Consider the following 12,180-nt stretch of genomic DNA (forward strand, 5'->3'; position numbering starts at 1 on the left):
AAAATGACCAAAACATCAACGAAATCACTTGTTTATATCGCTATCGGAACAGCTTTGATTGCTGCACTTTCGCAAATCAGTTTATCTATTGGACCAGTTCCATTTACTCTCCAAACATTAGCTGTTGGCTTGGTTGCTTGTCTTTACAAACCTAAAGATGCCCTTGCTAGCGTTGGATTATATCTAGCACTCGGCGCTATAGGTTTGCCTGTTTTTGCTGGTTTTTCTGGTGGATTTGCTGCACTGGTGGGTCCAACAGCTGGTTTCCTCTGGGGCTTCCTACTTTATGCAGGATTAACCTCAATGGCTACCAAGGCAAATTCATCCTCTGTAAATGTATTCCTAGCTTGTTTACTTGGTTCTCTAGCATGCTTTTTACCTGGAGTACTTATTTTTAAAATAGTATCTGGTGCTACTTGGTCTGACACCATTGCTTGGACTGTTCTTCCATTTATTCTTCCTGATTTAGCAAAAATTGCACTGGTAACCATCTGCCACCGCTTATTACAACCGATCACAAAAAATGAAGCCTTCTTTGCGTAGGCTTCATTCATTTATTTATTGATGAAACACACAATAATCAATCTATTATTTTTAAAATTTCTTCATTATTCACCTCTTATTTTACTGCTCCAGCGGTCAAACCATTGACCATATTTTTTATTAGCAAGAAATACAACACTACAATTGGAACCGCAATAAATATACTTCCTGCTGCAAAACGTGCAAACTCTGTCTCATCTAAATTCATCAAGCCAACAGCAACGGTATAAAGATTTTTTTCCTTCAATAATAATTTTGGTAATATGAAGTCACTCCATGGCCATGCAAAATTGGTTAACGCTGTATATGTAATAATCGGCCTAGACAACGGCAAGTGGATATGCCAAAAAATTTGAAAACTCGTAGCTCCATCCATTCGGGCTGCTTCATCAATGCTATAAGAAATGGTATCAAAAAAACCTTTTTGGGTTAAATAACCCATTGGAGCTGCTGCACTATATATTAATACCAATCCCCACAATTGATTAATTAGGTTAAATTGAGTCATCAGCAAATAAACAGCAATCATCCCCATAAATGACGGAAACATACCTAGTACCATTGTTGTCTTCATTAATGCATTCTTTCCATTAAAATAAAAACGAGACATTGCGTATGCTGTTAATATGACTAAAAATGTTCCCAGTATACAGCTCATACTTGCAATAAACAACGTATTTAAGAACCATCTCGGGTAGTTATATAGATCTGTATCAGTAAACAAAGTTATAAAACTTTTTAAACTATAAGATGTTGGAAAAAAGCCATCAAATGAATAAATAGTGCCTGATTGAGAAAATGAGGCTAATACCAACCAAATACAGGGAAAGAGAAAGATAAAACTTACCAAAATAAGTATGCAATATATCCCTGTGCTTTGTAAAAAGTGAGGCCATTTTCTCATAAAAATCTTCCTCCTTCCTTATAAGAAGATGTTCGAACGTAGACAGAAAGTGAAATAACAGAAGTTAATAAGAAGATTATTAGACTAATAGTAGCCCCTATACTATAATAATTATTATCAATTGAAAGATTGTATAACCAATTAATTAGTAAATCTGTATCACTTGCTAGAAAATAATCATCTAAATATAACCCACCTCTTAGGAAATAAAAGATCCCAAAGTTATTGAAATTACCGACAAACTGACCGATAAGGACTGGCGTTGTCGCTGTCAATATATAGGGAAAAGTAATTTTTGTAAATTGTGCCCACTTACTTGCACCATCAATTTCTGCTGCTTCATAAAGTGATGCGTCCCGATTGGATAACAAACCAGTTGCTAATAGCATAATTGATGGTACTCCAATCCAAGCATTTACCATAAGGCCAATGATACGAGCTGACCACTTGGCATCAACATCAAGAAACCCTATTGCTTGAAACCCCTGGTTTTGCAAAAGTTGATTAATTGGACCACCATAAGAAAACATGAATTTAAATGCCAATAAGCTAATAAAACCAGGTATAGCATAAGCCAAAATAGGAAAAGCTCTCCAAACCGCTTTCCATTTGACACGTTTATTTGAAAAAAGTAATGCTAAGGATAAACCACCAAAATAGTTTAAACCTGTAGACATAACTGCCCACAAAATATTCCAGCTTAAGATTTTAAAAAAAGTTGGAGCAAATTGAGTCAAAGAGACTATTTTTACAAAATTTTTAAGTCCAATCCAGCTTACTAATTCTGGAGGTACAATTTTTCCACCATAATTCGTAAAAGCAATTAATATCATAAAAATAATTGGAAGGACACTAAACACCATAATTCCTAAAACTGGAACAAATAAGACAAAAGCTGGAAAGTTTCTATCAATTGAAATTTTTATCTCCTCACGGAACGATGGAATCTTTTTTCCTTCACGTATTAATTGATCAACATATAATGCATCTTTGATATTTATAACATACAAATATATAGCTAGTGAAAATATTATGAAACCCAAAATTCCCATGAGTAACATGATAATCGAATTGTCACCTTCTATTCCAAACCAGGTGTCTGCTTTTTGTGTTCCAAGTGTAAAGAATCCTACTATATCTCTGAAACCTCTAAAGAATAAATAACTCAAGAAAAATAATTCAATTCCAAAAAATAGTATTCCTTTAATTTTTTGACCGAGAAGAAATTGGCCAAAACCCATGCAAAATAAAGATGTTTTAGCTTCGACAGATGCTTTTCTCAAATCTATTTTTCCATGCTTAAACATATTTTCTCCTATTCTAGTGTATGAATGGCATCACTAATTTGCTGAGTCACTTTTTCAAGTCCTTGTTTAAGATCTTGATTAGTTTTAAATTTTTTCTCTGATTCTGCGCGAAAAACATCTTTAGTAATATCAGCAAAAAATGTTTGAGTAGGGGTCCAAATTTGTGATACAGCCGAATTTGATGGCATTAATACAATATTATTATTTTCGAGCTCTCCATACACTGCTTCTGAAATTCCGCCAATTTCCTTTATTACATCTGATCTGGTAGGCACAATACCCAACATTTCATATCGTTTCAAAATATTTTCATAATTTGTAGCAAAATTTACAAAGGCAAGACTTGCATTTGGACAAGGAGTATAAGCACTAATTGCATAACCATTCACTCCTCCCATTGTTTTTGTATCAATCAACTCCGAATTAACATCCATTAAATCACCACTTTTAGGTAATTGAGGTAAATTAACCATTACCAGATTCTCACTTGCTAAAGTCTCTGCCTCAATTGTAGATATCCCTTGGTGTTCATAATATTGAATCAATTCATCTAAAAAGGTTGAATAAACATCTGGTGTAGACATTGTTGCAAAAAAAGTCCCATCTGCAAGTTTACTATATGCACTTGTAGTTATGGTATCATCAATACTTTCTTCATTCATAGCAGAAGCCAATTGCTGAATAACTTTTGCACCTTTTTCCGCATCCCCTGATGCAAATCCAATATCATTTGTATCTAAATTATCATTTCCAAAAATATATGCACCATAAGAAAACAAGAAACCGCTTGAAAAATATGAATCATACAAGGATTTCATATAGCCATATTTAGAAGAATCGGTAGCATGACGTTCTTGTGAAAATCTCAGTAAACTTGACCAAGTTTCAACCATGTCTGGGATTTGATTTTTATTGTCATCCCACTTACTTTCCCAATCAACTGGTAGTAAATCTTTGCGATAATACAGCATAGGTGTCTGAACATTCACAGGGACACCTAGAGTATATGTTGTTCCATCTAGATGATATTCAAATGCTTTCCATGCCATTGAAGAAGTTGTTTCATATGCGTCCAAATCTTTTATTGGGAGGGGATAAATGTGTTTATCTTCTGCATATTTCATAATGACATCATTAGCCTGATACAGAACATCCGGTCCATAACCATAAGGACCATCATTAGCCAAATCAACATACTGATCTATATTTGCATCTACTGCTATAATATTTTTATCAGCATACATTTCATTAAACGCTGCAATAAGTTCAGCAAAATATCCCTTTGAAATTGCTGTATTGTTTTCAAGAACTTTAATAGTAGCCCCATTTTCAACTTTTCCAGTAAATATCATACTGTCATTCGTTGATTGATTCTTGTTAGGAATAATCGGTGGACTAACACTAGCTAAAAACAAGCTTGTAATTGCAGTTACAGATATAGCATAAAGTGTTTTGAGTTTCATTTTTTTCACCTAAAATTCATAAAAAATATACCCATATCGTGACAAGAATCCATCACTATCTAATCCCCTAGATACAAGAGGAGTACCTTCAAAGCAAATCTTCTGTTTTTTTTCATCCAAATTTAAGAGGAAATGCACACTCTTTTCTCGCCACTTACGCTCCACATGAACCAATTCTCCTTTATTCAGAATCGAAATGTCACCATTCTGGATTGAGGTATTTTTTCTTGTAGATATGATTGCTTTAATGTTGTTTAAAAATTCATTATCCCATTCCTCAGTGTTCCAATTAAAGGTCCTACGTGAATCGGGATCATATCCTCCTTCCAAACATATTTCTGTTCCATAATAGATACATGGAACACCAGGAAAAATAAACATTAAAGCCAAAGCAGCTAATACTTTATCTTTTGAATTTCCAACCTGTGTAAAGATTCGATGTGTATCATGGGAATCCAATAGATTTAAATTCATTTGGTTCACCTGTGTTTGATTCCTCATCAAAATATGATTCAGTCGTTCTACTAAATCTTTAGCCTTAAATCGGTCAAATGCGAAACAATCTAAACTTGCTTTTGTAAAAGCGTAGTTCATTATACTATCATATTGATCTCCCATTAAATACGGATATGCATCATGCCAATTTTCACCAATTAAAACACAATCTTGCTTCACATCTTTGATTGCCAATCTAAATTGTCTCCAAAATTGATGAGAAACCTCATCAGATACATCCAAACGCCATCCATCAATATTTGCTTCTTTAATCCAGTACAGTCCAATATCTATCAAATGTTTTCTAACTTCTGCATTCGAGGTGTTCCATTTTGGCATATAGTAGCACGAAGCAAAGCATTCATAATTAACCTTTTCAATATCAGGGAAATCACCATCAATCATAAACCAATCATAATACGGAGAATCCTTCCCTTGGTTGATTACATCAATAAATTCTTTTGAATTCATACTGCAATGATTAAAAACAGCATCCAGAACAACTCTTATCCCTCGCTGATGACACTTACTAACAAGTTCTTTTAAATCTGCAAAAGTCCCAAATTGTTCATCAATCTCATAATAATTTTCAATATCATACTTATGATTGGTGGGGGATTTAAAAATAGGAGTTAAATACAAAGCATTAATTCCCAAATCTAAAAGATAATCCAATTGATTAATAATTCCTCTCAAATCTCCACCAGCAAAACTTTTAGGTGTTGGCAGATCCCCCCAAGACATATCAATGTAGGACTGGTTTTTTAAGTTATCACCTTTAGCAAATCGATCAATAAAAATTTGATAGAAAGTACTTTCCTTCAACCAGTCAACTGTAGGAAAAATATCAATTTGATTAATGTATGGCATTTGAAAAAAATTATAAAAACCAGTCTCAAAATGATAATGCTCAGTTAACCCATCTTCACTGAAAAAATAGCTTTGTGTATTTTTTTCTAGTCTAAAGATATATGCTAATCTTGTATCCGTAACTTTTAAATTAATTTCAAAATATGCAAATGTATTATCCTCGTAACGAAGTGGAACTCTTAACTCCTTCCTGTCGAAATGATAATCATATTTTTTTCCATATACAAGATAGATATGTGTATCTCTATCCTCTTTGGCCGTTCGTATCCTAATTACAACTTCATTTTGATTTATTGCAAAACAATATCTTGAATCTGGAATATGCAAAATTCCTGCTTCATTCATCACATACATCTCCTACATTATTTTTAAGTTGACTTTTTGTTTTTTTTTTTATATAACAATCCTATGAAAAAGATTACCATGAAAGACGTTGCACGTGAGGCCGGGGTCTCCGTTGCTACTGTTTCCTACATTATCAACAATCGTGAAGACCAAAAAATTAGTCCTGAAACGCGTAATAAAGTTCTACAAATTATTAATTTATTGGACTATACTCCTAACAAAGCCGCAAAGTCACTTGTAACTCAAAAATCGCAAATTGTTGCCCTTCACTACAAGGAGGCCGAGTCCTATTTGCAAAAAGCCGAGCAACTTCATTTCATCAATAAATTAACGAACTTTCTACATAATAAAAATTACCATTTAATGTGTCTTAGTGAACATTACATTGAAAAAATAGATTTAGCTGATGTAATATTAACTCTTGACGTGGCTAAGGAAGATTTCTATAAAATCGGGAATGCCAATTTCTCGCCTCTAATTGCCCTTGATAGTTTTATTGATGATCCTGTGTTTTTTCAAATAAATTCAGATTTTCAAAAATTAAAAAAACAGGCTATACAATATTTTGGAGAGACTACTTTTACTTTTGTATCTCTGCCAATAAATGATGGAAAAAGAAAAGAATTAATCCAAAATACATTTTCTTCAATTAAATACGTTAAATCAGTGGAAGAACTAGATAACTTTGATTACAAAAATGTTTTAATTATTGATTCAATCTTGGAACAATTAATCTCGAACTATTACAACAAATTGTATATCTCAGGTTTCTCAGATGAAAAATTTGAAAAAATTTTTCAAGCTATCGAGTGGGCTTCACAGCGTATTGAAATAAATAATCATAACATTGTTGTTTAGAAAGTTAGAGTAGCTATTTCTCGAGATTACACGCTAATACTTACTCATTTTCAAGTCCCTCCTCAGACATATGAAACACCACCATTTTGTTTTTTTATTGTACTAACTCTAACTATTTATGAAACAATTTTCTCCCTTAAAAATTCCTTCACTCCTGTGTCAGCGAGTTTTTCAACAAATTTTTTATCTTGTTGAAAAAACTCGCTTTTTTTAAATTTCACAAACGGTTAGATAATCTAATTTATTTTTTAAACTTACTAGTTTTCATACGTCCAAGCAATCGTATCAAAATTATTTATATTAAAGGATTCTTTCTTTGCTTCTGTATATTCGGAATTTTCAGTGTCATAAGTATCTTCAGCAGGATGTGTAATTAAAGTAAATGTATATGTTCCTGATTTTGCAATCTTAATATTCGACCGTTTGCTTGAAGTTTCACCAAGACCCCCAGAATTTTCAAAATAAGTTACACCATCTTTCTCAATTGTCTCCAAATATCCAAACCCTCTTTGATTTTCCCAACTACTATTTATTGCAAATTGAAATTCGTCGCCTTCTTCTAAATTCATTGTAATCGAATAAATATTGCTTTCGTTACTTTCCTCTTTTACGAGTTTATGCTTATCACTTACGTTTGCCCCCCAATTTGATTCTTTAAGAATCTCACTACTTCCATTTCCTACAACAATAAAACTCCGAGTATCTTCTTTATAAGCTGAGAAACCAGCGTATAAGGATAAATCACTAGTAAGATTACTACTCTCAGTAAATTTTCGTGAAAAATCTGGTTTTACATACCATCCAACAAAGGTTTTTCCCTCCTTTGTAGGAGTGTATTTTAGTATATCTCCTGTTGATTTTACTTGCTCAGTTTTTAAAACTGTTGTGCCATCACTGTCATAGTAAGTAACTTTGTAGGTTGAAACTTCAGAAACAACTGAATTAGTCGAATTTGCTTCTTGGGAAGCTTGTGTGCAGGCAACCAAATTTAAAGAAAGTGCTGCAATAGTCAAAAAATATAGACATTTTTTCATGATACCACCTCGGATATAAATATTTTTCTAACTTAACTTAAACGTTTAAGTTAAGTTAATTTTATTGCAATCGCTTACAAATGTCAATACTTTTTTTCCTAATTTTTATAAATTTTATTGAATATCGAAAAAATATTAAATTAGTTATGTTTATCCGAATTTCAAATAAAAAAACATTATGGATACATAATTTAATCCATAATGTTCTCATCATTATTCACTTTGTAGAATTACTCCTTCTTCGCGTAGGCTTCATTCGTTTATTTATTGGCAAATGCATCTAGAAGAACCTGGAATTCTTCATTGCTTAGAGTAATCCCTTTTCCCATCTTGCTATGGTCCGGACTCCAAGTCCGAATATCGTATTTTGCAGGTGCACCATTAAAAGATACACGATTCAACTCTTTGGTCCATCCCTTCTCGTTTTCAGATAGGACCAATAATTTTTCTTCAATTTCAAAAGTAAATGTTGCCATTTGTGACCTCCTTCAATCATCTATTCGAAAAAACTTGTCATTTTTTAAAAAATTGGATAATATGATTATATCAAGTTTGAAAGGATTATGCCATGAAGAGATTTATCGAAGTCATTTTGGAACATGCCTCTATCTTTTTAGGCAATAGCAGAGCTTCAAAGGCTATTGAACCAGATAGCAAGGAAGAAATAAAAAATAATATAGAACTTGCCTTGTACAAGAATGCTTCTATCCATGTCATCTACGGGAACCGCAGTTTTACTGGAGACATCGTCAAATACGATAGGGAACGCCAACGGATTATTATGAAAAATTTCAAGCGCCAGGTGACCAGCATTATAAATCTAGAAGACATCCAGAAAATTACCCTTGTTCCAGAAAGTGTAAAAACATCCCAACAACAAGAGAAAAAAACTGAGCAACATACCGGAAATAGAAAAAACGCATAAAATCAAGCAGGAAAACGTTGATGATATGCGTTTTTTTGTTGATATATCTCATACTCAATGAATATCAAAAGTAGAGAATAGGTCATTTTGATGAACACTCCCATTCCCACTAGTCAATGATTCTGACGGGAATCCACAACGATGCTCGACGGACACATCCTAGATATCGAAACTGGAATGGTTGCGGATCTTTTTTGAATGTTTTATGCTCTAATAGTTATTGACTGTCCATCTTCTTGATAAAGATTGATCAAACCTGATTTGCAAGCACGAATCATGTCACCAGGATAGATTTCACGGTCTAGTTTAATGGTCAATAATTCCATTGGTTTATTGGCACGGTCGATTTTATCACCATTTGAATCATGCAGATCTTGAATCGTTGATTCAAAATGTCTGAAGCCAGGTCCATAAAATTCTACCTGATCACCTTCATTGATCACATTACGTTGACGAATAGTTGCAGTCATCGTATCCTTATCAAATGCAACGACTTCACCAATAAACTTATACTCTGGAATTTTACGACGAGCTCCAAAGAGTTGCTCATTTTCACTTGGTGGACTGTAGTAAAATCCAGTCGCCAATTCACGCTGTGCAACCTTCCACATCTCATCAATCAAGTCTTGTTTGATGGCTTCGAATTTCTCTGGACTTTCTAGGTAAGCATCAACGGCTGCTTTATAGCAGTTTGTAACAGTTGATACATAATGAACTGATTTCATTCGGCCTTCAATCTTCAAGCTATCGACACCATTTTCAATCATATCTGGGATATGGTCTATCATACACATATCCACCGCAGACATGGAGAACTCCTCTGGTATTTCGCCCTTAATCGAACGACGTTCCTCACCAAATGGTAAGTCGTAGAGATTGTATTTCCAACGGCATGACTGAGAACACCCACCACGGTTTGCATCTCGCTTGCTCATGTGGTTAGATAGGACACAACGTCCTGAATAAGAAATACACATGGCACCATGGACAAAGGCTTCGATTTCAACATCTGTACGTTTGCGAATTTCCGCTACTTCTTCCATTGTTACCTCGCGAGCCAAAACAACGCGGGTCAAGCCCAACTCTTTCCAGAATTCAAAGGTTTCGTAGTTGGTCGACGAAGCTTGTGTAGACAAGTGAATTTCAAGACCCGGTGCCTCTGTTGCACAGATCACGATGAGGGCGGGGTCAGATACAATGACAGCATCCAAGCCCATATCCCGCAATTCACGGAACCAAGCTCCTGCACCTGCTTCATTTCCTTCATGAGTTACCATGTTGGCAGCCACATAAACCTTGGCTCCACGAGCATGGGCATATTCAATCCCTTCCCGCATCTGTTCCATACTAAAGTTTCCAGCGCGGCTCCTCAAACCGTAAGCTTGACCGCCAACGAAAACAGCATCAGCACCATAATCAATGGCTACCTTCAATTTTTCCAAAGTCCCAGCAGGTGACAAGACCTCAGGACGTTTCAGTGTTTTTGACATAATTAACTTCTTTCTATTAACGATGGTTTATGATTGAAAACCTGTGCAGAGATTAGATCTTCGCTTATTAGATCTATCAGCTCTGTTAGGATAGGAAATCAAATCTTAAATTTATTTGACTTTATTGCGATCAAATTCATAGAAACCAGTATCCAAACCACGTTCAGCTGGATGGAGTTTACGAACTTGTTCATCCAAAAGAAAGGCCTGATCGTAAGTAAAAGTTCCTTGCTCTAGCAACTCTTTCGCTTGAACAAATAATTTCGCGATTTCAACAAAGTTTTGACCCGGGCAAAAAATACCATCTAATTTCCAATTGCAATAACCATGTGAATAAAGTTCTGCCAACTTAGTCATCATATCAATATCATTGTTAATAAAAATATGAGTACCGTGTTTGTCCTCAAAAATAGAATAATGACTCTCTGGATCAGCAGGTTCTGCTAAAAACAAACCGCGTTGACGCGATAAATCAGTCTCATCAGCCTTTGTAAAATTATAATAATTTCGTAACAGAGTTCGTTTAGAATGGTGGATGACTGACGCACCATAAACCAATACCTCCGCTGGAATTTCCAAATTTTTAGAAATATCAAAAAGCTCTTCAGATGGAATTTCACGTGCCAGAACGGCTTCTACAGCTCCGTGATCTTTCCAAAAATTAATTTGACGACTAGAGGTAACGAAAACTGATGTATCATAGATTAGTTTAAAATTGTAGCCATCGCGCTTGTTGATATAAAATAAACCCGCATCACCAACTACTAAGTAATCAACCTTTATCTCACGCATGAGCTCCATAAAAGGCTTGATATGATCCATCATATCCTGGTGCATCAATGCATTGGCGGCGACTGTTAATTCTTTACCCGCTCCATGTACAAGCTCTGCAATTTCCCTCAGTTCATCATATGAAAAATTTGTTGGAATACGAAGAGCGTTATTCTCTTCACCTACATAAATACGATCAACGCCTGCTACTAACAGTTTTTTGACCTGTTCAATACTTTCAGCTGTTGCTGTAATGGTAATTTTCTTCATAAAGATAATTATATCAAAAATGAAAATTTCTGATAACCAACTAGTTGATTTTAATATTCAGACTTTTCTAATTTGTTCCTTGTAATATTTTTGTAACATAAATGTCATAAAAACACAGTAATGTTATGGTATGCTTGATGGAGCAGTAAAGGAGACGATATGGCACAAAGACACTATCAGTCCCATGAATACCAGTACGAAGAGTATATCCCGAAAGAGAAACAAGCTACTTACCAAACTTATCAAGCAAGAAATACTAAGAATTATCGCGTTAAAGAGTTAGTATTTTTTGTCAATATTGTTTTGTTTAGCTTACTAACAGTGATTTCAAGCTATATTTACCTGTCTTTAGGTATGCCGGTTTTTGTCGCACTTACCTTAGCAAGTGTAACAGGCTTTATCGGGCTTCGTTTAATTCAGATTGGACTTAAAAAGAAATTTAGACCGAAACAGACACGTAAACAGAACAAAAAATAGTAGAGCGGAGGATTATTCCCCGCTCTTTTTGCTTGCCCTTCTTCCCTCATCAAACAATTCACTTTCTTTTCCTCTTAAAATGGTTTGATAATTTTCAATTTTATAATCCAAACGGTCTAAAGCTTCCTGAATTTCCACCAATCGTGACCGCAATTCTTCCTGCTCTTCTTTTAGTAAATCGATCCGAGCTTCCACTGTACTATCTCCAGCCTGCACCAAGCCCATGTACTCAATCAACCGCTCAATCGACATACCCGCAGTCCTAAAACAGCGAACAAATTCCAAGATGGCTATATCATTTTCCGCAAAGTCCCTCACTCCAGAAGATTTTTGTGCAATTTTGGGAACAAGCCCTATCCGCTCATAATAACGAATGGTATCAGCTGATAGACCAGTCACTTCACAAACTTCTTTAATGTTCATATTCA

At 34.6% G+C, this 12,180-nt stretch carries 13 protein-coding genes; 4 read left to right on the forward strand and 9 right to left on the reverse strand.

Annotated elements, in window-relative coordinates; translation table 11 throughout:
* The first annotated feature begins 3 nt into the window (after nucleotides 1-3).
* A complete protein-coding gene (locus K6V48_RS01230) occupies nucleotides 4-543 on the forward strand; it encodes a biotin transporter BioY (RefSeq protein WP_172071017.1) in 540 nt (179 codons plus the stop codon).
* 76 nt (nucleotides 544-619) lie between these two features.
* Here K6V48_RS01230 and K6V48_RS01235 read toward each other — a convergent pair whose 3' ends face one another.
* Genes K6V48_RS01235 through K6V48_RS01250 form a run of 4 tightly spaced genes read right to left on the reverse strand, consistent with a single transcriptional unit; the run spans nucleotide 620 to nucleotide 5,927 of the window.
* Complete coding sequence (locus tag K6V48_RS01235; RefSeq protein WP_172071018.1) at nucleotides 620-1,447, reverse strand: sugar ABC transporter permease; 828 nt, start codon at nucleotides 1,445-1,447, stop codon at nucleotides 620-622.
* On the reverse strand, nucleotides 1,444-2,754 hold the full coding sequence (locus K6V48_RS01240) for a carbohydrate ABC transporter permease (protein WP_172039420.1): 1,311 nt from the start codon (nucleotides 2,752-2,754) through the stop codon (nucleotides 1,444-1,446). Before K6V48_RS01240 ends, K6V48_RS01235 begins: the two co-directional genes overlap by 4 nt.
* An 8-nt stretch (nucleotides 2,755-2,762) precedes the next feature.
* Nucleotides 2,763-4,217, reverse strand: coding sequence for a sugar ABC transporter substrate-binding protein (locus K6V48_RS01245; RefSeq protein WP_172039421.1), 1,455 nt, complete (start codon nucleotides 4,215-4,217; stop codon nucleotides 2,763-2,765).
* A gap of 9 nt (nucleotides 4,218-4,226) precedes the next feature.
* Complete coding sequence (locus tag K6V48_RS01250) at nucleotides 4,227-5,927, reverse strand: glycoside hydrolase family 13 protein (protein ID WP_172071020.1); 1,701 nt, start codon at nucleotides 5,925-5,927, stop codon at nucleotides 4,227-4,229.
* A gap of 63 nt (nucleotides 5,928-5,990) precedes the next feature.
* Here K6V48_RS01250 and K6V48_RS01255 point away from each other — a divergent pair, with 63 nt between their 5' ends.
* Nucleotides 5,991-6,785, forward strand: coding sequence for a LacI family DNA-binding transcriptional regulator (locus K6V48_RS01255; protein ID WP_172006553.1), 795 nt, complete (start codon nucleotides 5,991-5,993; stop codon nucleotides 6,783-6,785).
* Nucleotides 6,786-7,042: 257 nt separating this feature from the next.
* Here K6V48_RS01255 and K6V48_RS01260 read toward each other — a convergent pair whose 3' ends face one another.
* Nucleotides 7,043-7,819: an InlB B-repeat-containing protein gene (locus tag K6V48_RS01260; protein WP_172016078.1), complete on the reverse strand. Its 777-nt coding sequence runs from the start codon at nucleotides 7,817-7,819 to the stop codon at nucleotides 7,043-7,045.
* Nucleotides 7,820-8,079: 260 nt separating this feature from the next.
* Complete coding sequence (locus K6V48_RS01265; protein ID WP_024391204.1) at nucleotides 8,080-8,295, reverse strand: YdbC family protein; 216 nt, start codon at nucleotides 8,293-8,295, stop codon at nucleotides 8,080-8,082.
* Nucleotides 8,296-8,387: 92 nt separating this feature from the next.
* Between K6V48_RS01265 and K6V48_RS01270 the strand changes: the two genes are divergently transcribed.
* A complete protein-coding gene (locus tag K6V48_RS01270) occupies nucleotides 8,388-8,744 on the forward strand; it encodes a hypothetical protein (RefSeq protein ID WP_172006555.1) in 357 nt (118 codons plus the stop codon).
* Nucleotides 8,745-8,947: 203 nt separating this feature from the next.
* On the opposite strand, the gene K6V48_RS01275 is transcribed toward K6V48_RS01270, so the two are convergent.
* Complete coding sequence (locus K6V48_RS01275) at nucleotides 8,948-10,234, reverse strand: peptidase U32 family protein (protein ID WP_222367369.1); 1,287 nt, start codon at nucleotides 10,232-10,234, stop codon at nucleotides 8,948-8,950.
* 111 nt (nucleotides 10,235-10,345) lie between these two features.
* Complete coding sequence (locus tag K6V48_RS01280; protein WP_222367371.1) at nucleotides 10,346-11,275, reverse strand: peptidase U32 family protein; 930 nt, start codon at nucleotides 11,273-11,275, stop codon at nucleotides 10,346-10,348.
* Nucleotides 11,276-11,434: 159 nt separating this feature from the next.
* Between K6V48_RS01280 and K6V48_RS01285 the strand changes: the two genes are divergently transcribed.
* On the forward strand, nucleotides 11,435-11,752 hold the full coding sequence (locus K6V48_RS01285; RefSeq protein ID WP_172040910.1) for a DUF3270 domain-containing protein: 318 nt from the start codon (nucleotides 11,435-11,437) through the stop codon (nucleotides 11,750-11,752).
* A 12-nt stretch (nucleotides 11,753-11,764) separates the two neighbouring features.
* On the opposite strand, the gene nmlR is transcribed toward K6V48_RS01285, so the two are convergent.
* Entirely contained in the window at nucleotides 11,765-12,175 is a 411-nt protein-coding gene (gene nmlR / locus K6V48_RS01290) for a stress response transcriptional regulator NmlR (protein ID WP_222367373.1), read from the reverse strand.
* Between the last annotated feature and the right edge of the window lie 5 nt (nucleotides 12,176-12,180).

It is taken from the genome of Streptococcus suis, from assembly GCF_019794555.1.
GTDB classification, from domain to species: Bacteria; Bacillota; Bacilli; order Lactobacillales; family Streptococcaceae; genus Streptococcus; species Streptococcus suis_AB.